Genomic DNA, 22,255 nt, shown 5'->3' with positions numbered 1-22,255 from the left:
CGCGGACAATTTTTGGGTAAAATAATATAAAATCTGTGGTTGGAAGAAAAATACTATGTTTTCACGATAATTATGGTATAATGTTTTAGTTGTACATTAGGACTACCATAAAATTCACGAAATCCCTTATAATAAGGCAGGAGTTGGAAATAAATGCAATTAAGAAATGATATCCGGAATATAGCAATCATTGCCCACGTCGACCATGGTAAGACCACGCTCGTTGACCAGCTTTTAAAACAGTCTGGTATTTTCAGGTCAAATGAACATGTTGAAGAGAGGGCGATGGATTCCGGTGACCTTGAAAGGGAACGCGGAATTACAATATTGGCTAAAAACACAGCCATTCAATACAAAGATGCGAAAATTAATATCCTGGATACCCCGGGGCACGCCGATTTTGGCGGAGAAGTAGAAAGAATCATGAAAATGGTTGACGGTGTACTTCTGGTTGTTGATGCGTATGAAGGAACAATGCCTCAGACTAGATTTGTGTTAAAGAAAGCACTAGAGCAAAACCTGACACCAATTGTTGTTGTAAATAAAATAGACCGTGATTTCGCTCGTCCAGCGGAAGTGATCGACGAAGTTATCGATTTGTTTATTGAGCTTGATGCCAATGAAGACCAGCTAGAGTTCCCAGTTGTGTACGCTTCTGCACTTAATGGGACGGCTAGCCTGGATCCAGATCCTGCAAAACAGGAAGATAATATGCAAGTGATATATGAGTCCATTATCGAACATATTCCGGCACCGATAAATAACAGGGAAGAACCTCTTCAGTTTCAGGTTGCCCTTCTTGATTATAACGACTATGTTGGCCGTATCGGAATTGGACGCATATTCCGCGGAACGATGAAAGTTGGCCAACAAGTCGCACTTATGAAACTCGACGGAACAGTGAAACAATTCCGTGTCTCGAAATTGTTCGGTTTCTTTGGTTTGAAACGACAGGAGATCCAAGAAGCATATGCAGGTGATCTCGTTGCTGTATCAGGAATGGAAGATATAAATGTAGGTGAGACTGTTACACCAGTTGAGCATCAAGAAGCGCTTCCTATCCTTCATATCGATGAACCGACTTTGCAAATGACTTTTGCTGTAAACAACAGCCCGTTTGCTGGCAGGGAAGGCAAATACTTAACTTCGAGAAAAATTGAAGAACGTTTGCACGCTCAGCTCCAAACCGACGTTAGCTTAAGGGTAGAAAATACAGATTCGCCAGATGCCTGGATCGTTTCCGGCAGGGGTGAATTGCATCTTTCTGTTTTAATTGAAAATATGCGCCGTGAAGGATACGAGCTACAGGTATCCAAGCCAGAAGTTATTGTAAAAGAAATTGACGGTGTTCGCTGTGAACCAATTGAGAGGGTTCAAATTGATATTCCTGAGGAATATACAGGTGGAGTCATGGAATCAATTGGTGCCCGTAAAGGTGAAATGGCTGATATGATCAATAGTGGAAACGGACAGGTCCGTTTGATTTTCATGGTCCCTGCAAGGGGCTTGATTGGATACACAACAGAGTTCCTGACACTAACACGTGGATATGGAATCATTAATCATACATTCGACAGCTACCAGCCTATGCTTGCAGGCCAGGTAGGTGGAAGGCGCCAGGGAGTGCTTGTTTCAATGGAATCCGGTAAGGCTTCCACTTATGGAATCATGCAAGTGGAAGACAGAGGTACGATTTTTGTGGAACCGGGTACTGAAATATATGAGGGAATGATTGTTGGCGAAAATACCCGCGAAAGCGACATTACCGTTAATATTACGAAGGTCAAGCAAGCCACAAACGTCCGTTCAGCAAATAAAGATCAAACTTCAACAATTAAAAAGCCTCGTATCCTGACGCTTGAGGAATCTCTTGAATATTTGAACGAAGACGAGTATTGTGAAGTTACACCGGAATCAATCCGCCTTCGCAAAAAGATTCTTGACAAGAACGAGCGGGAACGGATTGCCAAGAAGAAAAAGTACGCAGATATGAATTAGGAGTAGGGGAGGATCGGCAGAAATGGAAACATTGCTGAATGATCGGCTATCCTTTTTTGCAGCTCTTTTCAATGTGGAGGAAAACGGAACTTGGCCTTTGTATTTGACAATTGTTGTACTTTCCATCATTGTATACAAGCTTGGTTTCGCAAAAAAACTCCCATTGTTAAAACAGGCAGTTATCTATATCTTTCTTGCTTTGGGTGGAACTATCCTGACAGCATTGGGCATTTTTCTTCCTGTCGCTGAAGGGTTGGTTGTAGCGGCGCTTATCCTTATAATTTATAAGATCCGCCTCCACCAGGAAAGGAAAGAAAGTAAACAAGCTTGACCAGGGGGAATGGCAAGTGAGATCTGTACAGGATACTCTTTATAATTGGCTTACAATTAAAGTGGTTTGTGATGCTCGCCCGGATGATACCGCAGCCCAGGAAACAAAGCAGATGTTTGATGAAATGCTTGTAGAGAATCACGGAGTTTCGGATATTAAAATTGAAACAGACGAAGAAATGTACTATGTCCATTATGTTCGTGAAGGTGAATCGAAAAAGACAAGATTCCCAAGAGAGTTGATTGAGGTCATGTTGAATCAGATTAACCTCGAACCGGATAAATTCGTCAACTACCCAAATAACTAGGCTAGTGCCCGAAAATCCAAACCTAAAAACACCCCCTGATGGAATTCGATCAGGGGGTGTTTTAATTTGAAATATCAGAAAATATGTCTTTACTTTAAGAACTGTCTAGCTCCACAAGGAAAGCTTCTCCGAAATTGCATCGCACGAAATTACGCGATAGCTCACTGGAGGAGCGCGCTTGCGCTTTTCTAAAAATCATCCTGGTTTACTTTAGTTCGATACAAACGGAAATTGCCGCTAGCAATCCGTTCATTAGTCTTTTCGGATATCCTCTCATGGCAAGGCTCGCACATGTACGTATGTATCGGACGATTTCGAAGCCGTTTAGCCTCCAACGCATCATCGGGGATGCTCTCTATTTTATCGCATAAAACACATTTTACCTTCAAGTTAAACCCACCTCAGCTTCTGTGCTATCACTTTGTTCCAATTATATCATGGACAACTCCCTATATATAGCCCTATGGCTGTAATCCGGTTGAAGAGCCCGGCCAAAAATAGTAAGATGTGGTTACTGGCAAGTATGGAAGGGGAGGGAGCGATAGGCATGCCTAATCAAGTTGAATCAAAACTCATCAAGCCGTTATTTGATGAATTGCAGCATGAGCGTTTCGTCACACTGGCCACTGTTGATCATGAAACAGGAGGGCCCAATGTAAGTGCGATATCATGGCTGCTGGCAAAAGATGAGTCCACCATTTTCTTTGCGGTTGATAACCGTTCCAGGATTATTAAAAATATCAGACAAAACAATTCGGTAGCCATAAGTGTTATCGCAAACGAATCAACTTATTCAATTAATGGACATGCAACAATAAAAATCGAGAAAATAGAAGAAATCCCATTAAAGCTTGCGCTTGTGGAAATTAAAATACATGAGGTTCGTGATGTCATGTTTTATGGTTCAAAAATGATCAGCGAGCCGCAATATGATAAAACGTACGATAAAGAGGCCGCAGAAAAATTGGATATCCAGGTCATGGAAGCGATGAAAAAAGCTTAGTCAACAGACTAAGCTTTATTTTTGATAGTTTGATTCTTCTTCTTGTTTTTGTTCAAGTTTTTTTCTCTCATTTGAATTCAGCTGGTTTTTGGGTTCGTCGACTTCGTTACCAATTTCAGGTTGTGGATGCCTCGCAGGAACTTCAGGGACTAGCCTGCCTGCTATATCAGCTAACTCATACATGATCCCCTGAATGGGCCTCCCAGCGTCGATATCAGCGGATATTTCTTTTAGTCTTGCATTCATATCCGGGTCGGCAACAACCATGGCACGAGCTCCATGGGGGTCATCCTTAAGTGCCTCCGCAACTGAATATTTAATAACGCCTGCTTCCGACCTTTCAACTCCCGCATTAATATCTATGCCGACAATTGCGTAGCGGCCAAGTACAACTGCATTGGCGCCATTTACTTCGGGAACAGCCGCCGCCAATTTCTCAAGCCGCCTTGCAGCGAGTTTTCCAGTTTCCCTGTCAGTCTCTGTCGTTTCAACCCTTTGTACTTTCACTTGATTCTCATTGTTATTCTTCTGATTTTGTGCCGACTGTCCATTTGCTCCGCATCCCGAAATCAGGAAAAGGAGCACGGCTAACAAAGTGAAATTTCGCATGGAACACAATCTCCTTTATTGCGCGCCGCGAAAGAGATCATACCAGTTCGCCGCGGCTAATATAGATTATTGTCCGGAAAATCGTCTATCTTTATTCCTGAAAACATATATTTTACCAAAAGTCGAATAGAGGCCATAGAAGCGGGAGGCATTCACTTGAGTAAAATATATGTATTGGACACCAATGTATTGTTGCAGGACCCGTATTCACTTTTTTCATTTGAGAACAATGAAGTTGTTATTCCTGCAGTTGTACTAGAGGAAGTCGATTCGAAAAAACGGTATATGGATGAGGTGGGCCGCAATGCCCGCCAGGTATCAAGGCTAATAGACGGCCTCAGGGAAACAGGGAAACTCCATGAAAAAATTCCTTTGGAAAATGGCGGGAATCTCCGAATAGAATTAAATCACAGATCATTTCATGAACTTCAGGAGATTTTCACAGAAAAAACGAATGATAACAGAATTTTGGCGGTAGCGAAGAATTTGTTCTTAGAGGAACAGGCGAAGGAGAATGGAAAAACTGTCATTCTAGTCAGTAAGGATGCGCTTGTGCGCGTTAAGGCAGACGCTATTGGACTGAATGCGGAGGATTTCCTTAATGATCGCGTTGTTGAAGCTGACCATTTATATGATGGTTTTCAGGAGGTTTTAATTCCGCTTGAGTTAATAAATGCATTTTACAAGAGCGGAGAGCTCCCTGTCACCCAGCTTGGCAAACAGAGATTTTACCCCAATCAATTTGTAATCATGAAGGATTCCCTTGGAAGTTCGGCTTCCGCTTTAGGACTTATAGACAAGTCTGTCAGGGTTGCAAAAAAACTAGTAGGTAAACATGAACATGTTTGGGGGATTCACTCGCGAAACGTTCAACAAACGATGGCATTAGAGCTCTTGTTGAGGAAGGACCTTCCACTAGTAACCCTGATAGGCAAAGCTGGAACCGGAAAGACGCTGCTGGCGCTTGCAGCCGGGTTAATGCAGATTGAAGATCTTAAGGAATTTAAAAAACTGCTCGTTGCCCGGCCAATTGTTCCGCTCGGAAAGGACCTTGGTTTCTTACCTGGAGAAAAACAAGAGAAGCTCCGGCCCTGGATGCAGCCAATTTATGATAATCTTGAGTTTTTATTCAATACGAAGAAACCTGGTGAACTGGATGCCATCCTAGCAGGGCTTGGCTCAATTGAGGTGGAAGGGTTGACTTATATTAGGGGCCGAAGCCTTCCGGATCAGTATATAATTATTGATGAAGCCCAAAATCTTACCAAACACGAAGTTAAAACGATACTTACCAGAGTAGGGGAAGGAAGTAAAATAGTCCTGATGGGCGACCCGGAGCAAATTGATCATCCTTATCTCGATGCATATAATAATGGGCTCACATATGTGGTTGAAAAATTTAAGGATCAGCCAATTGCCGGCCATGTGAAGCTATTGAAAGGTGAGCGATCAGGACTTGCAAGGCTTGCGGCGGATTTATTATAAAAAATACAATCAACATACCTCGGATAAACGGGGAGGGTTATCTCAGTGCCCGAACAGAGTTGTCGGAGCCTGAAAAAGTAACAGAGAAGCCTGATTAGTGCCCGAACAGAGTCATAGAGCTTGAAAAGGTAATAGAGCCGGAAATATACTGCTTCACTAGAGGAACAGGTAAGGGGGAGCTTGATAGCTCGCTGCAGTGAATATTCTCGGTTGCTTCCCTTAATGTAGCTGAAATCAACTCCTACTACTTCGTATTTTTAGAAACATCCTTTTAAAAAGAAGGCAGCTGCTGGCTGCCTTCTTGGTCAGATAATTTTAAACTCGGTTACATTTGTCAAAGGGTTGTCCCGGTTGGAACCGTCTCCCTTATAAATATGGATAGGCCCATCTTCACGGAGTGGTTTTCCTTTTTTCGAAAAAGCAGCAATAAGGGTATGTGCTTCTTCAAGTGGAAAGGTATATTCCTGGTTGGAGGCAGTAATGATTAAGGAATGGGCATCCTCCCGAGGCTCGGTATTTTTAATGAAGGGAGCAAGTTCCATCCCAAAGCTGCCTTCAAGGATTTCCATTTTCTTTAGCTTTTTCTTTGGTTGAATCTGTTCCGGAGGCTGAGCTCCTTCTGTTAATTCTTTATCCCATTGTTTGGAGACAGACTGCTTATACTTTTCAGCTTCATCTGCTACCTCTTTTGAACGGTCAAAATATGTATCCAAATCAATTTTTCGTTCATCGAATATCCAAACACTCGGGTCAATAGTAATAGGGAAATTAACGTTCCCTGTAACTTGAATGATTTCCGCCATATGTATTCCTCCATCCGTTCTCTGCATCTAGAGTATACCGCTTTTGGAAAAAAAGTCATAGTGAATAGCACTAAGGATTATCACTCCAAATCCTGATTGTTCTTGCAATTTTTCCATAAGGACGTTAAAATTTAAAGATAGTTGGGTAATCGCTCGGAAACGGGGGGATAGATGTTGGCATCCGAAATGATCATTAATCATCAGGAAAAAGCGCAGGCCTTGTTGCAGGCTGATGCTGAAAAAATATTAAAATTAATTAAAGTCCAAATGGATAACTTAACGATGCCCCAGTGTCCTCTTTATGAAGAGGTATTGGACACGCAGATGTTTGGCCTATCCAGGGAAATAGATTTTGCTATTAGACTTGGTCTTATAGATGAAAGGGATGGGAAGGCCATCCTTGAAAAGTTGGAAAGGGAGCTGTCAGCCCTTCACGAAGCATCTTTAAGAAAATGATCTGCCAACCCAAACACGAGTTGTTTGGGTTTTTATATTAGGAACGAAAATTCTGTATATCGCGGCTAAGGGTAACTTTTTTATGAATAAGAGTTACAGTTTCATTTCAATTTAACGAAATCGTATTTTCTTCAACTAAATAGTCCCTTTTTCATTTATAATAGACCTATTCATAATGATAGTGGGAAGGGTAATGATGAAAAATAAACTTAAATCCTATGATTATACGTTAATTCTGGCAATCATTGTACTTTCCATTTTTGGGTTAGTAATGGTTTATAGTGCCAGTATGGGAGCTGCGCTCAATCGGTACGGTTATGAGCACGACTTCTTTTATCAAAAGCAGAAAATGGCTTTACTTGGGTCAGCCGCCATATTTATAGTGTTTGCGTATGTTTTCCCTTACAGGCTTCTGAAAAAAACAGCTTGGCTGATTATGATTGTCCTGATTTCTTTTGGCGCACTAGGTGCTGTACTCATTATCGGCAAGGTAGCTGGAAATGCACAAAGTTGGTTTGACTTGGGATTTTTTAGTATCCAGCCAGCAGAATTTGCGAAGATTAGCGTAATTATTTACCTCTCAGCTGTATATGCCAAAAAACAAAGCTATATAAATAATTTTAATAAAGGTGTAGTTCCTCCTCTTGCGTATTTGATTATTATTTCAGGGCTGATTATCATGCAACCCGATTTTGGAACAGCTGCGATTGTTATCGCAATTGCGATTCTCATCATTCTTTCCTCAGGCATGAATATAAAAAATATTATGAAGCTTGTTGCGATAGGGGCAGCAGTATTAACGATATTCGCGCTTGGCTTTCAGGACTGGATTTTCTCTGAGGAGCGGCTTAGCCGATTATCCGTTCTTGAGGATCCCTTTGAGGATGTGAAGGATGAGGGCTTCCATTTATCGAACTCCTTGATTGCAATAGGTTCGGGAGGGATTACAGGCCTGGGATTAGGACAAGGTGTACAGAAGCTGGGGTATCTTCCAGAATCCCATACAGACTTTATTATTGCTGTCGTGGCCGAAGAGCTGGGGCTGATCGGTGTTGCATTTGTTGTACTATCCCTATGTTTCATTGTCTTAAAAGGATACCGAATTGCGATGAGATGCAAGGATCCGTTTGGCAGCCTGCTGGCAATCGGAATTTCGAGTATGATAGGCGTACAGTCAATCATTAATCTTGCAGGTGTTTCAGGAGTCATTCCCCTTACTGGGGTTCCGCTGCCATTTGTCAGCTATGGAGGTTCCTCGATTATGCAATTAGCTATGTCGGCTGGTATATTGGTGAATGTGTCCATGTATACGAGACTAGAAACCAATTCTAAAAAAGGAAATGTTAAGCCTGTACCTGAAAAACAGCCAGTCCGGCAGAAGGTATACAAAGCTAGGACAGGAAGATCACTTTAAACGCAAAAGCGTCACTTATGGAGCTGGATGTTCAAAAAAAGCCTCGCAGCGTTAATATTGCTGCGAGGCTTTTTTTTTACGACTTAAAGGTATTCATATCCCCATCTGGCTGAAGGAGTTGAAAAGTATCATTAACTTGCCGCTGATTTTGCTTACTTCTGTATACTAGCAGCAGGAAATAACTGAAAACACCGAAGAGGCATGTAATAAAGAAAGCATGTGACAGGGCGATATAGAGGTTTAACCTTGTGAATATAATCATTGCCCCAGCAATGACTTGTAATGATACTAGAATAAGGCAAATTATCCATCCCCAATATAGGACCCGTTCCGATTTATATTGCTTTATCGTAAGCCAGGTTATATACGCTACCCATAAAAATATCAACCCTGCAGCTGCTCTGTGCCCCATTTGGACCCACTCGTAAATATTGTCAGGAAGAGAGAAAACACCATTTGAGCAAAGCGGCCAGGAAGGACACACAAGACTTGCGTTCATATGCCTGACCAGGGCGCCGGTATATATGACAATATAGCTGTAAACAGAGATACCAATAATATGGAATGCCATTCTTGTATCGATTATTACTCTTTCTGCGTCAAACTTCTTATCAATTTCAAATATAAGTAAGGTTAAAAGGAAAACAGCCGCGAATGAAATCAACGATATCCCGAAATGGAGAGCCAAAACAAAATCCGATTGTCCCCATACAACAGCGGCAGCACCAATCAGCCCTTGCAGGACGAGAAAAGCAAACGACAGAGCGGACAGGAACTTTGTTTCCCTAATATGGCCTATCGCGCGCCAAGTCCAAATAGAAAGAATTAATACCATTAAACCAACCACACCTGATACGACACGGTGGGCAAGTTCGATGACTAACTCCGGTGTGATATCACCAGGAACGATTTCCCCGTTGCAAAGCGGCCACGACCTTCCACAGCCCATACCGGAATCTGTTTTGGTTACCAATGCTCCGCCAAGCAGGATAAAGATCATCCCGATAGTTGTAGCCACCGAAAACCACTTCAACGAACGCTTCAAATCTTTCACCTTCTTAAAATAGTTCAAAAATTTGTCATAAAATAAAACAGTCAGTATAATGAGTGGGGATGTACCCCCTATACATAATAGCTGAGGAAACAAAAAAAGAACAGAATAAATGTCGAAAGAAAATCCGGATACCTTCTACCATCTGATTTACTAAAATGTAAGCATAAAAGTTGAAGGGCAAGCAGTAAATTCAATATAGTGAAGTAAAGTGCGAATTTTCTTTCAATAATATCTTTTTCAACACACCATTATTTTACTATTATAAAACAATATTGTTGAATGCAGCCTTTTAAAGGGCGGCCACATCCAAAAAACAACACTTGATTAAAAGCTGAACTATAAAAAGGCTCAAGACAGGCACTTTTCCATTATCTTAATTTATTATGCTCCGAAAATATTAAATGCGGAATGATGCAATGACTATATGAAAAATAGTTATATTAAATTCAAAAAAAGTTCACAAAAAAGCCTATAAGTGTGATTTAATATACAGAGAAAGCGTATTTAATTCTAATTAATTTTTTAATTAACCTTTTTACTATAGAAGGAAAACAAATAGGGGCTTTGCTTTTTATGCAGGCATGAAGGAGGAAGAAGAATGTCCAATCCGAAGGCATACAGTGAGGCTTCGATTAATCAAGGCAGCCTTGATAGGTCAATGGTATTTAAAGATTTTCTGGCCTTAATTAAAATTGGAATTGTAAATTCAAATATGATAACAACGTTTACTGGGTTATGGCTTGCACTGGAATTTTCGGGCATGCGTTTCCTGGAAAACCTTGATATAGTTTTTTTCACACTTGCAGGATCATCCCTTATTATAGCGGGATCGTGTGCAATCAATAATTTTTATGACCGGGACATTGATCCTTTAATGGAACGGACAAAGAGCCGGCCTACGGTTAACGGAACCGTACAGCCCATGAAAGTCTTATGGCTGGGAATAGCGCTAATTATACTTGGGACCATCTCGTTGCTGTTTACAACAGTTACTGCTGCTGTCATAGGCATCGTTGGGGTTTTTAGTTATGTCGTCCTTTATACGATGTGGTCAAAGCGACAGTTTGTTTCGAACACGATTGTAGGAAGTGTATCCGGGGCAGTACCGCCACTGATTGGCTGGGCTGCTATTGACAGTAATCTGGACCCGGTTGCATGGGCGCTGTTTGCACTAATGTTTATCTGGCAGCCGCCGCATTTTTATGCTCTTGCAATGAGAAGGGTGGAAGAATACAGGGCAGCAGGCGTTCCGATGCTACCGGTTGTAAAAGGATTTGGAACTACTAAACTCCATATAGTCCTTTGGGTTGCTGCACTGCTTCCAATACCACTTTTCCTGACTTCCCTTGGAATCCCGTTTCTAGTGCTGGCCACCTTGCTTAATATTGGCTGGTTAGCATTGGGGATTTATGGATATATGATGAAAGATGATATCAAATGGGCGAAGCTTATGTTTGTGTACTCGCTGCAATACGTAACAATCATATTTACAGCGATGGTCATTGTAACAGTCATTTAGTTTCGCTACAGGATGCTTCCCTGCTGCGGGGTGAAGCGTCCTGTCAACAAACTTAATACGAAAGAGGGGTTTGATTAATCTATGAAAAGGCTTGCGAATTGGCGCTTGGTATCAATTTTTTCAATGTTGGCGCTATTCCTATCGGGCTGTGGAAAGCCATTCCTGTCCACACTGCAGCCTGCGGGAGAAGTTGCGGAAATGCAATACGGATTAATGAAGCTCAGTACCGGTATCATGGTAGGAGTTATCCTTGTTGTGACAGTACTGTTCGTTCTAGTGTTGCTTAAATTCCGCCGTAAAAGTGAAGATGAAATTCCGAAACAAGTTGAAGGAAATCACACACTTGAAATCGTTTGGACTGTTATCCCAATCTTATTGTTATTAATTTTGGCTGTCCCTACTGTATCAGCTACTTTCAAGCTTGCTGATGTTTCCGAAGCGGAAAAGAAAAATTCGGATGCGCTCGTTATCAATGTACGTGCGAATTTATACTGGTGGGAATTTGAATATCCTAACCAGAAAATCGTTACGAGCCAGGATCTTGTCGTGCCGACAGATGAAAAGGTTTACTTTAACCTTAAGGCTTCCGACGTTAAACATTCCTTCTGGATTCCAGCAGTTGGGGGAAAGATGGATACAAACACGGACACGTTGAATAAATTTTGGCTGGAATTTGACTCGCAGAAAGCCAATGAAGCAGGAAACCTCTTCTATGGTAAGTGTGCAGAATTATGCGGACCATCACATGCCTTAATGGATTTCAAAGTAAAAGCAGTTTCACGCGATGAGTTCGATAGTTGGGTGACTGCAATGCAGGATGTAAAGGAACCTGCTGCGGCAACTACTGCTGATGCACAGGCTGGCCAGGAAATTTTCAATCAAAGCTGCCTGAGCTGCCATGCTGTCACTCCAGCAAACACAACACCTGAAGCAGCTAGGATGGGGCCTAACTTGACTAACTTTGGTGACCGGGAGCTTGTGGCCGGTATTCTCCCACATGATAAAGAAAACTTGAAAAACTGGATCAAAAACCCTGAGAAGTATAAGCCGGGCAACAAAATGACTGGCCAATATGGCAAGTTAGATGAAAAGCAGCTCGATCAGCTTGCAGAATATTTGATGGGATTAAAAGTTCAGGAATAACCGGGGAATGGTGGAAAGGGAGGTAAAACTGTGAGTACCTACGCTCAAAAAAGGGGTTTCGGGGCAGTCTTATGGGACTATTTGACGACTGTCGACCATAAAAAAATTGCAATCCTTTATTTAATAGCCGGCGGATTTTTCTTTATCGTCGGCGGGCTGGAAGCGATGGTTATCCGCATTCAGCTAGCTGTACCGGACAATGATTTTGTCAGTGCAGGGTTATATAATGAAATTTTGACAATGCATGGGACAACAATGATATTCCTTGCAGCAATGCCTTTATTATTCGCATTTATGAATGCGGTCGTACCAATACAAATCGGAGCGCGCGATGTCGCGTTTCCATTCTTGAATTCGCTTGGATTCTGGCTGTTTTTCTTTGGAGGTGTGTTCCTGAACCTTTCATGGTTCATGGGCGGCGCTCCTGATGCCGGCTGGACATCCTATGCGTCACTATCAATTTATAGCGAAGGGCACGGCATTGATTTTTATGTACTAGGACTACAAATATCCGGTTTTGGTACTTTAATTGCCGGTATCAACTTCCTTGTCACTATCATTAATATGCGTGCTCCAGGTATGACCTATATGCGTATGCCGTTGTTTACTTGGACTACTTTCGTTGCTTCAGCACTTATTCTGTTTGCGTTTCCTCCATTAACAGTAGGTTTAACGCTAATGATGTTTGATCGCCTGTTCGGCGCCAACTTCTTTGATGTTGCAAATGGGGGCAACACTGTCATTTGGGAACATTTATTCTGGATTTTCGGACACCCTGAAGTTTATATCCTTATACTTCCGGCGTTCGGTATCTTTTCTGAAATATTCTCAATTTTTTCAAGGAAGCGCCTATTCGGATACTCCTCGATGGTATTTGCGACTGTCCTGATTGGTTTCCTTGGCTTCATGGTATGGGCTCACCACATGTTTACAACAGGGCTCGGCCCGATTGCCAACTCTATTTTCGCGGTTGCAACAATGGCAATTGCTGTGCCAACGGGTATTAAGATCTTTAACTGGCTCCTTACAATGTGGGGAGGAAGCATTAAATTCACAACACCTATGTTATATGCAGTTGCGTTTATTCCAAGTTTCACTGCAGGTGGCGTAACTGGTATCATGCTTGCGTCTGCAGCACAGGATTACCAGTACCATGATACGTATTTCGTTGTCGCTCACTTCCATTATGTTATCGTTGGTGGTGTCGTATTAGCCCTTTTGGCTGGCACTCATTTATGGTGGCCAAAAATATTTGGAACGATGCTTAACGAAACATTGGGCAAGATTACTTTCTGGCTGTTCTTAATCGGCTTCCATCTGACATTCTTCATCCAGCATTTCCTTGGTCTTTGGGGCATGCCGCGCAGGATCTTTAAATTCTTGCCGGGACAGGGACTGGACGCAGGGAACTTCGTGAGTACTGTGGGGGCATTCTTGATGGCTGCCGGCGTCATTGTACTGCTTTATAACATCGTCATGACACAGGTAAAGAATGTCCGGGTCGGAGCAGATCCGTGGGAAGATGGAAGGACACTTGAATGGGCTGTTGCTTCACCTCCACCTTTCTACAACTTTAAGCAGACTCCGCTTGTACGGGGGTTGGATGCTCTATGGCTTGAAAAAATGGAAGGCAAAAAAGGTATGATGCCGGCAGAACCGGTCGGTGATATCCATATGCCGAATTCATCATTTGTACCGTTTGTGATTTCACTTGGTTTGTTCATTGCAGCATTTGGTGCAATGTACCAGTCAGGGGATGATCCAAAGGCCTGGGCAATCCCGGTACTAGTTCTGGGTCTCCTTATTACATTTGGCTCCATGCTATTCCGTTCTATTAAAGATGATCATGGATTCCATATTCATAAGGAAGATCTTGTTGATGAGGACGATAGGGGGGTAAAGGCATAATGCAAGCTGAAGAAAAAATGACGTACGAAACATGGCCTGCTTCGCCCGAAAAAGCAACCCTTGAAGGAAAAAATAAATTTTTAGGCTTCTGGTTATTCCTTGGCGGCGAGACCGTTTTGTTCGCTTCGCTGTTTGCAACCTATTTGGCGCTGAAGGATAAAGTTCCAGATGATTCCCATAAACTGGCGCAGGATATATTCGACTTGCCACTTACATTTGTCGCGACGATGCTGCTTTTGACCAGCTCATTGACAAGCGTGTATGCAATGTACCACATGAAGAACTTTGACCATAAAAAAATGATGATCTGGCTTGGTGTTACAGTTGCACTTGGTGCTGCATTCCTGGTTTTGGAGATTTATGAATTCCAGCATTATGTTCATGCTTATAAGCATACCTTTACAAGCTCGGCATTCGGATCTTCATTTTATGCGCTTGTCGGTTTCCACGGCGCGCACGTAATCTTTGGCCTTGCCTGGATACTATCTCTTATGATTCGTAATGCAAAGAGGGGCCTAAGCCTGTACAACGCTCCTAAGTTTTATATTGCCAGCCTATACTGGCATTTCATTGACGTAGTTTGGGTATTTATCTTTACAGTAGTCTACTTAATGGGAATGGTGGGATAAACTGATGGCTAATCAAAATGTGAACTCAGGGAACCCCAAAATTGACCTTAAATATCGGAAGAAGAAAAGCAAAGAGGAAATGCGTTACCAGATTATCTCATTCTCGATGATGCTATTTCTTACCTTTATAGCATTTGGGGCAGTTGGAGTAGGATTTTCATCCTGGTTTACCGTTCCGCTAATTGTTCTCCTTGCGGTTATTCAGGTAATCTTCCAGCTTTACTACTTCATGCATATGAACCATAAAGGACATGAAATGCCAGCTATGTTCCTATACGGAGGCCTAGCTGTTGGCTTGCTTACCATTCTGACATTCCTAACCATAGTCTGGTGGTAACAAGAAAAGCGGAAGTCCCCGTTTAGCGCCGTATGGCCTGGAGGGCCTCGACATGAGATAAAGGAAACACGATGAACGTAGTGAATCGATGTTGACTTATCGTAGTGAGGGGACCGAAGGACACTAGGCGGTGGGGACTGCAGCTAGACAGGGAAAAGCGGAAGCGCCGTGGTCAGTCCCGAGAAGCACTCCTCGAAAATGCAAAAACGCATTTTCTTCGTGCGATGAGTATGCTTCCGAAGCATACTCTTGTGGGTGGCCCAAAGAGGAAGTTGTTCTTTGACTTCCACTGAGGGACCGAAGCAACCTCGAGGGACTCGGCGCTGCAGCTGGACAAAGAAAAGCGGAAGTTCCCGTTTAGCTCTACATTTTTCTAAAACAAAATAAAAAAAGAAAATCGGCGCAAGCCGATTTTCTTTTTAGAACAAAAGCAAGAGCTTTGCTTACAGATTCCTGCAGGTCTATAATATAGGGGAAATCTATTAAATTGAGGTGAAAGACGGTGCTTAGTTTAAACATATTTGGTTTTCAAGCGCTTTGGAGCCCGTATTTCTTACTATTTATCTTGGCTATAATCGCGGGTTATTTTTTGATAACCGTAAAGTTTAGAGGAAAAATTGAAGGAAGCGAGCCTTTAAGGAGGGGCCAGGCAGGTTTCTTTGTTACTGCCATGGCATTATTGTACGTAATTAAGGGTTCACCGCTGGATTTACTAGGCCATATTACGTTTTATGCCCATATGATCCAAATGGCAACACTTTACTTAGTAGTCCCGCCACTTCTGATTCTTGGTATACCGGAATGGCTCTGGAGAGCTATCCTTAGGCTTCCGATTATCGGAAAGTTGTTTTCTGTCGTGACCAAGCCACTAATCGCATTAATTGTTTTCAATGGAGCATTTTCTTTTTATCATATCCCGCTTATTTTTGATACAGTAAAACAATCAATTTGGATGCATGCGGGAATTACTTCTTTGCTCTTTATCCTCGCGATTTTTATGTGGTGGCCAATTGTCGCTCCGCTTAAGGAATACCAAACCCTATCTGGCTTAAGAAAAGTGGGCTATATTTTTGCTAATGGTATATTGATTACACCTGCTTGTGCACTGATTATCTTTACTAACACACCGCTTTATGTTACATTCTCAGACCCACGAGCCTGGGCGAAGGCTCTGGAATTGTGTGTCTCACCTACCTTGCTTGCCGGACTCGATTTAAGCGGGCCTCAAATGTTCAGTTCGATGTCGCTTCTCGAAGACCAGCGGCTTGGCGGTGTATTAATGAAAGTCATTCAAGAAATTGTATACGGAATTGCGCTGGCAAAAGTGTTCTTCCAATGGTATAGAGATGAGCAAACCGGCATCGATCCAGAACCCGAACCTTTCCTTGCAGAATAAGGTCCCAGTTGGGGCCTTGTTTTTTTTCAATCAATCAAATTATTCCGGGTTTGGCTTAATCCTTCATCCCTAAATAACTGGCATAAATGCATATAATAATTTTAGAAGCTTAACTTTATAATTGAAAAAGCACGGAGGCTCGTCTACACTTATAGTAGTACATAAGATTGTGAGGACAAATACAAATGGAGCATTCCCTACCTATTCTCCCAACTATCAGCACTACCTTCATTGTGCTGAGCGCTATTCTTGTTGCAATTGGCTGGTATCAAATTTCCAAGCGAAAGATTGAAGCTCATAAGAGGACTATGTTCTTTGCTGGCGTGGCCGCACTGATTTTTTTCATTATTTATGCATCCAGAACCATTTTTATCGGTAATACATCCTTTGGCGGGCCTGATGATATAAAAATTTATTATACTGTCTTTCTAATATTCCATATTACGTTGGCAACTACAGGTGCTGTTCTTGGAATAATTAATTTTTATACTGGATTTAAAAACAAGCTTGCCACACATAAAAGGCTTGGGCCGATTACAAGTATTGTCTGGTTTGCCACGGCGATAACTGGAGTTGCAGTTTATCTTCTCCTGTACGTTTTTTACAGTGGCGGTGAAACAACATCTGTCATAAAAGCAATTTTGGGAACATAAAAAAGACGGGCCACTCGGCAATAGAGTGGCCCGTTTGTTATAAGTATGAGGTACGGTCTGTCAGTCAGAGCTTGAAATTGAATTTAATGATTCCCGCTTCCCTCGCCGCGCTTATACTTATGACTATAATAGGTCCAAATATAATTCCTATTATTCCTGCCATTTTAAACCCGATATACATAGATGCGAGTGTTGCCAACGGGGAAAGCTTTAAATAGTTTCCAAGCATTTTTGGTTCGAGGTAATGCCGGATTGAGAAAAGGATGGCAGCCAGAAATACGAGTTTAAACGAGATTCCCATATTTCCCGCTACAGCATAGAACAATGCCCATGGTATTAAAATTAACAATGATCCTGCAACTGGAATGAAATCAAATACCCAAATTAAAAATGCGCCGATAATTGCTGCTTCAGGAAAATAAAGATAGAGATATAGAAGAGAAAAAGCGAGAATCACTATACTTACAAGCAACTGAGCTTTCAGGAATCCAGTTATAACGTAAAATAGCCTTGATGAGATTATATTGGCCTTCTCGGTTGTAGATGTTGAGAGGTACTGGTAAACTGTTTTCTTTAATGCAGGAATTTCTAACATGAATAAGAATAAAGCGACAAGATAAACGATAAATGAAATAAAAAGGTTCGGAATTTTAGTCAGGACCGTTCTGATGGTTTCAATATTTACATATTCCAGCAGTACACCGATAATCGAATAAATAGTATGTTCAATACGAAGTGTTGCCTGGTGGACAAGGGGAGCGGGTAAGTCTTCCAATGCTTTTGTCAAATTCCATTTGGTCTCGGCCCAAAGCTTTGAAACTTGATTTACGTAGGCTGGCACCTCATTAGCTAACGCAAATCCCTCTGCAGCTACCTTTGTTGTTATAAAATAGCCCCCAAGAGCAATTAAAGATAGAAACAAAAGGAAAACGAGAAGGACTGACATCCGCCTGCTCAATTTAAGGTGTACACCCATAAACCGAACTGCGGGTTCGAGCAGAAGTGCTGTTAATAGTGACAGGAGGATTGGGGCAGAAGCAGGTATAAGAAAATAGGCAGCAACAACTGCAAGTAAAACTCCAATAATCCGGATGATTCTTTTTTTTGAAAAAAATGCAGACATGCCAATACCCCTTAAATATAAGTGAATACTACAATTATATCCTTTTGAACAAATAAAAAGGAAGGCATATTGAATGCCTTCCGAAATTTCTTAAAGAGCAAAGATTTCTATTTCCTCTTTTACCTGGTCTATTAAGTTTTTGCATTGTGTAACCAGTGATGCAGGGAAGTCTTCACCTTCACCATACTCAACTCCATGAGGGTAATAATGCTTTCCAAGAAGTGGAGGCAGAAGCTGTATAACCGCTCGGTGCGCCCCAACATCACCTTCGACAGCGTAACCACGCAGCCTCAAATAATAGATGCTGTCTTTTATTTGAATTTTTTTGTCGTATGTAACTCTTTCATAATCCCATTGGCCCTCACGGACAAGCCCATGCTCAAGCATGATTTCATCGAGCCTGTTAAGGTCCGCTTTCAGGTTTTCAATCCCCGTGTTTTCAAACTTCACTGTTGATATCCCCCTTTAAACATGCATATGCTTTCACATTGGCACGTAATTCATTTTTATAATAGTTTAAAATGTCTTATTATGCAATGAATTCACCTGTTATTAGGTTCAGGTATTGGAATAAAACGAACCAGTAAAACAAAAGATAAGTGAGAAGTTCCTGTCTAAAAGCGGCAGATTTTGAACGGGAGGAATTATGATGGATAAAGTTAGTGAAATTATGACTAAAAATGTAGAAACCTGTTCCCTTCTCGATAATATGTACGAAGTAGCCCTGAAAATGAAAGAGTTGAATGTCGGAGCAATTCCAATTGTTGATGAAGGTACACTTGTAGGAATGATTACCGACAGGGATATCGTCATTCGCGGGACGGCTGAAAAACATTCTGGTTCAACAAAAGTGGAAGAAATTATGAGTAAAGAATTAATAACTGTCACTCCTGAGACAACAACTGAGGAAGCATCTCGGCTTATGGCTGACAATCAGGTCAGAAGGCTTCCGGTAGTTGAAAATGGGAAGCTTGTTGGAATTGTATCGCTTGGTGACTTTGCTGTACGTGATATGACAGACAGTCAGGCTAAGAAAGCACTATCGGAAATTTCCGAATCCAATTATAACGGTGTACAGCATTGAAAGGCGTCCTGACGGCGCCTTTTTATTTTTTTCTATAATTCGCTGGGGCTCTATTTTTTGAAATATTTATGGTGATATAATTAAATAAGAAAAACATATAGTATAAAGAATGAAAGAGAGGGGGGAGGGGTCTGAAGTCCTTAATTCGTATTTTATTTTTTGCAGCGATCTTTTTGGCAGTCGGTTTTTATGTCAGCCATAATGAGGCCCCAGAAAAGGACACCCTTATAAGGGAAGAGCCGGTGCCAGAGCCGGCGGACCAATCGAAGCTTGAAAAGCGGACTGGCTACGAAATACCGCCTCGGCCTAAAACCGGGTTATCTACATTAATAGGGAAATCGGCAAAGGCTGTTGAGAAGGTTCTTGGTAAACCAAACAGAATTGATAAATCAAGTTATGATTATGATTGGCATATTTACAATGGGAATCTAGATAACTACCTTCAAGCAGGTATTGAGGATGGCAAAGTAGTAACAGTGTTTGCAATTGGTTCAGACACCGATGTTAGTCCTTTTATAATTGGTCAGCCTCTTGAAGAAATCTTTGCAGCATTCGCTATCCAGACAGATATTATAATTGATTTTGATGGTAACTCTTATAGGCTTGAGCTTACCGATACAGACGTTAACACAAGACCGCTTATCCAATTTGGAGATATTTACGCACAGCTTTATATTGATAAATTTACTAGCACCCTATCAAGCATTCGCTTCCTTAATGCGGAGACACTCATTAAGCAAAGGCCGTATGAAGTCGCCTACAGGGGGCAATTGATTGAGTCGAAACCTCTAGAGGAGGAAGAGTGGAAGAAAGTAGAAGCAGGCAATGAACAACAGGTATTTGATCTGACAAATGTCCTCCGGCTCCGATTTGAGCTCGAGCCGCTGCAATGGGACGAACGGACAGCACAGGTTGCATATGGGCATAGTCTGGACATGTATGAAACAAACACATTCTCGCACGAATCAGAAAAATATGGCAAGCTGACCGACCGGTTAAAACAGGCAAAGGTAGTTTACCAGACTGCAGGTGAAAATATTGCCGCCAATTACACGGACTCCCCCGCGGCGGTTGAAGGCTGGCTGAATTCTAAAGGACATAGGGAAGCACTATTAAATGAAGAATTCACACATCTTGGTGTTGGAGTTCACCGGAAATATTATACACAAAATTTCATTCAGAAGTGGCTAGAATAAAGGTTTCCATTGAAACTTAGAACTGATAAGATATTTTTCTTATATTGTATAAAAAAGGATGGCGGCTGCCATCCTTTTTTATACAAGCTCAACCCGATTGGCATGGAACCATCTATCTTGCCAGCTTCCGTATATTTTGACCTGTTCACCTATAGAAAATTCCTTTATGGCAGCGTCCTTAATAAGCGGGATCTGGATTCTTACCTTGACCGAACCCGTTGTAGTTCTGACCATCATTTCCTGGACAAGAAGGTAGCGGTGATAGTAAAAGCGTTGTTTTTCCTGAGAAAAAGAAATAATCGTCCCCGATACGATCGCTTCTTCCTTTGCGAAGCCAGCCTCACGCCATTTAATTTCATATTCCTTTGTTTCTTTTATGGAAATCCATAAAAAATAGAGGATAATGATAGGAATTAAAATTGCAGTGACCAAAGGATATCACTCTCCGCTGCTTGGCTTTTTTTCTACAATAAAGAAAGTTCCAGTCGAATGGGCAACTTTTTTTCCATCGCTCCGGAATACCTCGCCACTGACGATAAGCGTATTTCTTCCAATATGGACGGCTTCGGCCCGGCAGCGAAGGTAGTCGCCAATTCCCGGTGCCAGGTAATGTACGTTCAGCTGGGAAGTTACCGCACCATATCCTTCAGGGACAAGAGCGTTTGCAAGTGTACCCATTCCGGAATCGAGTAAGGTGGCCGTAATTCCCCCATGTACAATACCCAGGGAGTTATAGATTAGCGGATTTATCGGAATTGTGACTTCCCAGGCATTATCGTCTGGGACTTTTTCATAATGGAGGAGCCCGCCTATATATGTACCTGTGTTTCCATCTACTTTATCCTTCAACCCGGTAAGAACATATTTTAAGACATCAACGTCTTCTTGAGTTGATTTTTCAAGGTATTGCTTTAGCAATAATTCTAGTTCATGGTCCAAAGTTTTTCTCTCCTTTTCTAATAAAAATACTATCATTATTGCATTTATTTTTACAGAGTTAGAAAAAGAAAGAGAATAATTCTTCCCGATACAATTTTTTAGCGGCACTTTCACAAATTCCGCATATGGGCATACGGTATTATAGGCAAGTTAAGAGGAGGGGATGGACTTTGGCGCAAGGAAGGAAGCTGCATCCATCTGTAAATAAATTCAAGGAGTTTGTGGCGGAAAATCCCCATCTGATCCGAGACGTCCGTAATGGGGATACTACATGGCAGCAGCTATATGAAGAATGGTACCTTCTAGGTGAAGAAGATCCTCGATGGGATAAAAACAGTGGGGTAAAAAAAGAAGAGGTTGAAGATGATAGTTCTAAAAAGGATTGGATGGGGCAATTGGCTGAGCTGGCGAAGAAGGTGGAACCTGGACAGATTCAATCCCACCTTTACAATTTGAGCCAGGCATTGGGTGCCATACAGGGTCTCATTGGCCAGTTTCAACAACAGCCTAGCCAACAAGCTCCGCCATCTGAACCAATCCCACAGCACCCGTTCCCGTTCCGAAAGGATTGATAGGAGGCCAGTGATGAGGCAGGAAATCAATGAGTATATTAACTCAAGAAAAGATTTACGGCAATTTCTCAGGGAACAGCCCGTTTGGTACCGCAAGCTATCCCGAAACCCGGGAGCACTAGATGAGTTTGAAATAGCATCCCTTCACCATTTTGAAAAAACAATTCCGCATCGGGTAGCCAAATTCGCCAATGGGGTACAGATGGCGTCCATGATGTTCCATATGTTCCAGTCGATGAAAAGCCCTAGTGGATAAAGCGCTTTACGAGGCTGTACATGGTGTATACACCATTCCC

Annotated in this window: 26 protein-coding genes; 18 read left to right on the top strand and 8 right to left on the bottom strand. The window is 41.9% G+C overall.

Features of this window, described 5'->3' with window-relative positions:
* Positions 1–153 precede the first annotated feature (153 nt).
* The 3 genes from typA to AM500_RS15985 are packed head-to-tail and all read left to right on the top strand — an operon-like array spanning position 154 to position 2,636.
* A complete protein-coding gene (gene typA, locus AM500_RS15995; protein ID WP_053600102.1) occupies positions 154–1,998 on the top strand; it encodes a translational GTPase TypA in 1,845 nt (614 codons plus the stop codon).
* Positions 1,999–2,020: 22 nt separating this feature from the next.
* Positions 2,021–2,329: a YlaH-like family protein gene (locus tag AM500_RS15990; RefSeq protein ID WP_053600101.1), complete on the top strand. Its 309-nt coding sequence runs from the start codon at positions 2,021–2,023 to the stop codon at positions 2,327–2,329.
* Positions 2,330–2,345: 16 nt separating this feature from the next.
* Positions 2,346–2,636, top strand: a complete 291-nt coding sequence (locus AM500_RS15985) for a hypothetical protein (protein ID WP_053600100.1) — start codon at positions 2,346–2,348, stop codon at positions 2,634–2,636.
* 188 nt (positions 2,637–2,824) lie between these two features.
* Here the strand turns inward: AM500_RS15985 and AM500_RS15980 are convergent, their stop codons facing one another.
* Positions 2,825–3,025 (bottom strand): YlaI family protein, encoded by a 201-nt coding sequence (locus tag AM500_RS15980; RefSeq protein ID WP_053600099.1) that lies wholly within the window; start codon positions 3,023–3,025, stop codon positions 2,825–2,827.
* A 158-nt stretch (positions 3,026–3,183) separates the two neighbouring features.
* Here AM500_RS15980 and AM500_RS15975 point away from each other — a divergent pair, with 158 nt between their 5' ends.
* Positions 3,184–3,639: a pyridoxamine 5'-phosphate oxidase family protein gene (locus AM500_RS15975; RefSeq protein ID WP_053600098.1), complete on the top strand. Its 456-nt coding sequence runs from the start codon at positions 3,184–3,186 to the stop codon at positions 3,637–3,639.
* 15 nt (positions 3,640–3,654) lie between these two features.
* Here AM500_RS15975 and AM500_RS15970 read toward each other — a convergent pair whose 3' ends face one another.
* Positions 3,655–4,248: a YhcN/YlaJ family sporulation lipoprotein gene (locus tag AM500_RS15970; protein WP_053600097.1), complete on the bottom strand. Its 594-nt coding sequence runs from the start codon at positions 4,246–4,248 to the stop codon at positions 3,655–3,657.
* A gap of 156 nt (positions 4,249–4,404) precedes the next feature.
* On the opposite strand from AM500_RS15970, the gene AM500_RS15965 reads away from it, so the two are divergent.
* A complete protein-coding gene (locus AM500_RS15965) occupies positions 4,405–5,733 on the top strand; it encodes a PhoH family protein (RefSeq protein ID WP_053600096.1) in 1,329 nt (442 codons plus the stop codon).
* A gap of 305 nt (positions 5,734–6,038) precedes the next feature.
* On the opposite strand, the gene AM500_RS15960 is transcribed toward AM500_RS15965, so the two are convergent.
* Positions 6,039–6,536, bottom strand: a complete 498-nt coding sequence (locus AM500_RS15960) for a hypothetical protein (protein WP_053600095.1) — start codon at positions 6,534–6,536, stop codon at positions 6,039–6,041.
* A gap of 174 nt (positions 6,537–6,710) precedes the next feature.
* On the opposite strand from AM500_RS15960, the gene AM500_RS15955 reads away from it, so the two are divergent.
* Both AM500_RS15955 and AM500_RS15950 read left to right on the top strand, forming a co-directional pair.
* Complete coding sequence (locus AM500_RS15955) at positions 6,711–6,992, top strand: Fpa/YlaN family protein (RefSeq protein WP_053600094.1); 282 nt, start codon at positions 6,711–6,713, stop codon at positions 6,990–6,992.
* Positions 6,993–7,185: 193 nt separating this feature from the next.
* A complete protein-coding gene (locus AM500_RS15950; protein ID WP_053600093.1) occupies positions 7,186–8,406 on the top strand; it encodes an FtsW/RodA/SpoVE family cell cycle protein in 1,221 nt (406 codons plus the stop codon).
* Between the two features lie 76 nt (positions 8,407–8,482).
* On the opposite strand, the gene AM500_RS15945 is transcribed toward AM500_RS15950, so the two are convergent.
* Complete coding sequence (locus tag AM500_RS15945) at positions 8,483–9,451, bottom strand: COX15/CtaA family protein (protein ID WP_053600092.1); 969 nt, start codon at positions 9,449–9,451, stop codon at positions 8,483–8,485.
* Between the two features lie 607 nt (positions 9,452–10,058).
* On the opposite strand from AM500_RS15945, the gene cyoE reads away from it, so the two are divergent.
* The 7 genes from cyoE to AM500_RS15910 all read left to right on the top strand — a co-directional run bounded on the left by cyoE (position 10,059) and on the right by AM500_RS15910 (position 17,045).
* A complete protein-coding gene (cyoE, locus tag AM500_RS15940; protein ID WP_053600091.1) occupies positions 10,059–10,979 on the top strand; it encodes a heme o synthase in 921 nt (306 codons plus the stop codon).
* 81 nt (positions 10,980–11,060) lie between these two features.
* Positions 11,061–12,122: a cytochrome c oxidase subunit II gene (gene coxB / locus AM500_RS15935; RefSeq protein WP_053600090.1), complete on the top strand. Its 1,062-nt coding sequence runs from the start codon at positions 11,061–11,063 to the stop codon at positions 12,120–12,122.
* A 30-nt stretch (positions 12,123–12,152) separates the two neighbouring features.
* Positions 12,153–14,030: a cytochrome c oxidase subunit I gene (ctaD, locus tag AM500_RS15930; protein ID WP_053600089.1), complete on the top strand. Its 1,878-nt coding sequence runs from the start codon at positions 12,153–12,155 to the stop codon at positions 14,028–14,030.
* Positions 14,030–14,659 carry a cytochrome (ubi)quinol oxidase subunit III gene (locus AM500_RS15925; RefSeq protein ID WP_053600088.1) on the top strand — a complete coding sequence of 210 codons (630 nt, stop codon included), beginning with the start codon at positions 14,030–14,032 and terminating at the stop codon, positions 14,657–14,659. Before ctaD ends, AM500_RS15925 begins: the two co-directional genes overlap by 1 nt.
* Positions 14,660–14,663: 4 nt before the next feature.
* Complete coding sequence (ctaF, locus tag AM500_RS15920) at positions 14,664–14,996, top strand: cytochrome c oxidase subunit IVB (RefSeq protein WP_043933460.1); 333 nt, start codon at positions 14,664–14,666, stop codon at positions 14,994–14,996.
* 502 nt (positions 14,997–15,498) lie between these two features.
* Entirely contained in the window at positions 15,499–16,392 is an 894-nt protein-coding gene (gene ctaG, locus AM500_RS15915) for a cytochrome c oxidase assembly factor CtaG (RefSeq protein ID WP_053600087.1), read from the top strand.
* Between the two features lie 185 nt (positions 16,393–16,577).
* Positions 16,578–17,045 carry a DUF420 domain-containing protein gene (locus AM500_RS15910; protein WP_053600086.1) on the top strand — a complete coding sequence of 156 codons (468 nt, stop codon included), beginning with the start codon at positions 16,578–16,580 and terminating at the stop codon, positions 17,043–17,045.
* A gap of 64 nt (positions 17,046–17,109) precedes the next feature.
* On the opposite strand, the gene ytvI is transcribed toward AM500_RS15910, so the two are convergent.
* On the bottom strand, positions 17,110–18,168 hold the full coding sequence (gene ytvI / locus AM500_RS15905; protein ID WP_053600085.1) for a sporulation integral membrane protein YtvI: 1,059 nt from the start codon (positions 18,166–18,168) through the stop codon (positions 17,110–17,112).
* Positions 18,169–18,258: 90 nt separating this feature from the next.
* Complete coding sequence (locus AM500_RS15900) at positions 18,259–18,618, bottom strand: YugN family protein (RefSeq protein ID WP_053600084.1); 360 nt, start codon at positions 18,616–18,618, stop codon at positions 18,259–18,261.
* 199 nt (positions 18,619–18,817) lie between these two features.
* Between AM500_RS15900 and AM500_RS15895 the strand changes: the two genes are divergently transcribed.
* The gene (locus AM500_RS15895; RefSeq protein WP_053600083.1) at positions 18,818–19,252 is read left to right on the top strand and encodes a CBS domain-containing protein; all 435 of its coding nucleotides are present in this window, start codon (positions 18,818–18,820) and stop codon (positions 19,250–19,252) included.
* A 131-nt stretch (positions 19,253–19,383) separates the two neighbouring features.
* Positions 19,384–20,448, top strand: coding sequence for a CAP domain-containing protein (locus tag AM500_RS15890; RefSeq protein WP_442854015.1), 1,065 nt, complete (start codon positions 19,384–19,386; stop codon positions 20,446–20,448).
* 78 nt (positions 20,449–20,526) lie between these two features.
* Here AM500_RS15890 and AM500_RS15885 read toward each other — a convergent pair whose 3' ends face one another.
* Together AM500_RS15885 and AM500_RS15880 are read right to left on the bottom strand one after the other, a co-directional pair.
* The gene (locus AM500_RS15885) at positions 20,527–20,880 is read right to left on the bottom strand and encodes a hypothetical protein (RefSeq protein WP_053600081.1); all 354 of its coding nucleotides are present in this window, start codon (positions 20,878–20,880) and stop codon (positions 20,527–20,529) included.
* A gap of 6 nt (positions 20,881–20,886) precedes the next feature.
* The gene (locus AM500_RS15880; RefSeq protein WP_053600080.1) at positions 20,887–21,387 is read right to left on the bottom strand and encodes a PaaI family thioesterase; all 501 of its coding nucleotides are present in this window, start codon (positions 21,385–21,387) and stop codon (positions 20,887–20,889) included.
* Between the two features lie 170 nt (positions 21,388–21,557).
* Between AM500_RS15880 and AM500_RS15875 the strand changes: the two genes are divergently transcribed.
* Both AM500_RS15875 and AM500_RS15870 read left to right on the top strand, forming a co-directional pair.
* Complete coding sequence (locus tag AM500_RS15875; protein WP_231688014.1) at positions 21,558–21,959, top strand: YlbD family protein; 402 nt, start codon at positions 21,558–21,560, stop codon at positions 21,957–21,959.
* A 13-nt stretch (positions 21,960–21,972) separates the two neighbouring features.
* Positions 21,973–22,215 (top strand): YlbE-like family protein, encoded by a 243-nt coding sequence (locus AM500_RS15870; RefSeq protein ID WP_053600078.1) that lies wholly within the window; start codon positions 21,973–21,975, stop codon positions 22,213–22,215.
* The last annotated feature ends 40 nt before the right edge of the window (positions 22,216–22,255 follow it).

It is taken from the genome of Bacillus sp. FJAT-18017 (genome assembly GCF_001278805.1).
In the GTDB taxonomy this organism is placed as follows: domain Bacteria; phylum Bacillota; class Bacilli; order Bacillales; family Cytobacillaceae; genus Bacillus_D.
Note: the sequence above shows the minus strand (reverse complement) of the source record. Positions and strands in the feature narration are given on the sequence as shown.

What these genes read in the sequence shown, in the direction of transcription:
- AM500_RS15910 (WP_053600086.1), top strand. Translation starts at nt 16,578, where the DNA reads ATGGAGCATTCCCTACCTATTCTCCCAACTATCAGCACTACCTTCATT.
- AM500_RS15950 (WP_053600093.1), top strand. Translation starts at nt 7,186, where the DNA reads ATGATGAAAAATAAACTTAAATCCTATGATTATACGTTAATTCTGGCA.
- AM500_RS15990 (WP_053600101.1), top strand. Translation starts at nt 2,021, where the DNA reads ATGGAAACATTGCTGAATGATCGGCTATCCTTTTTTGCAGCTCTTTTC.
- AM500_RS15970 (WP_053600097.1), bottom strand. Translation starts at nt 4,248, where the DNA reads ATGCGAAATTTCACTTTGTTAGCCGTGCTCCTTTTCCTGATTTCGGGA.
- coxB (WP_053600090.1), top strand. Translation starts at nt 11,061, where the DNA reads ATGAAAAGGCTTGCGAATTGGCGCTTGGTATCAATTTTTTCAATGTTG.
- ytvI (WP_053600085.1), bottom strand. Translation starts at nt 18,168, where the DNA reads ATGTCTGCATTTTTTTCAAAAAAAAGAATCATCCGGATTATTGGAGTT.
- typA (WP_053600102.1), top strand. Translation starts at nt 154, where the DNA reads ATGCAATTAAGAAATGATATCCGGAATATAGCAATCATTGCCCACGTC.
- AM500_RS15960 (WP_053600095.1), bottom strand. Translation starts at nt 6,536, where the DNA reads ATGGCGGAAATCATTCAAGTTACAGGGAACGTTAATTTCCCTATTACT.
- AM500_RS15925 (WP_053600088.1), top strand. Translation starts at nt 14,030, where the DNA reads ATGCAAGCTGAAGAAAAAATGACGTACGAAACATGGCCTGCTTCGCCC.
- AM500_RS15870 (WP_053600078.1), top strand. Translation starts at nt 21,973, where the DNA reads ATGAGGCAGGAAATCAATGAGTATATTAACTCAAGAAAAGATTTACGG.
- AM500_RS15975 (WP_053600098.1), top strand. Translation starts at nt 3,184, where the DNA reads ATGCCTAATCAAGTTGAATCAAAACTCATCAAGCCGTTATTTGATGAA.
- AM500_RS15895 (WP_053600083.1), top strand. Translation starts at nt 18,818, where the DNA reads ATGGATAAAGTTAGTGAAATTATGACTAAAAATGTAGAAACCTGTTCC.
- cyoE (WP_053600091.1), top strand. Translation starts at nt 10,059, where the DNA reads ATGTCCAATCCGAAGGCATACAGTGAGGCTTCGATTAATCAAGGCAGC.
- ctaF (WP_043933460.1), top strand. Translation starts at nt 14,664, where the DNA reads ATGGCTAATCAAAATGTGAACTCAGGGAACCCCAAAATTGACCTTAAA.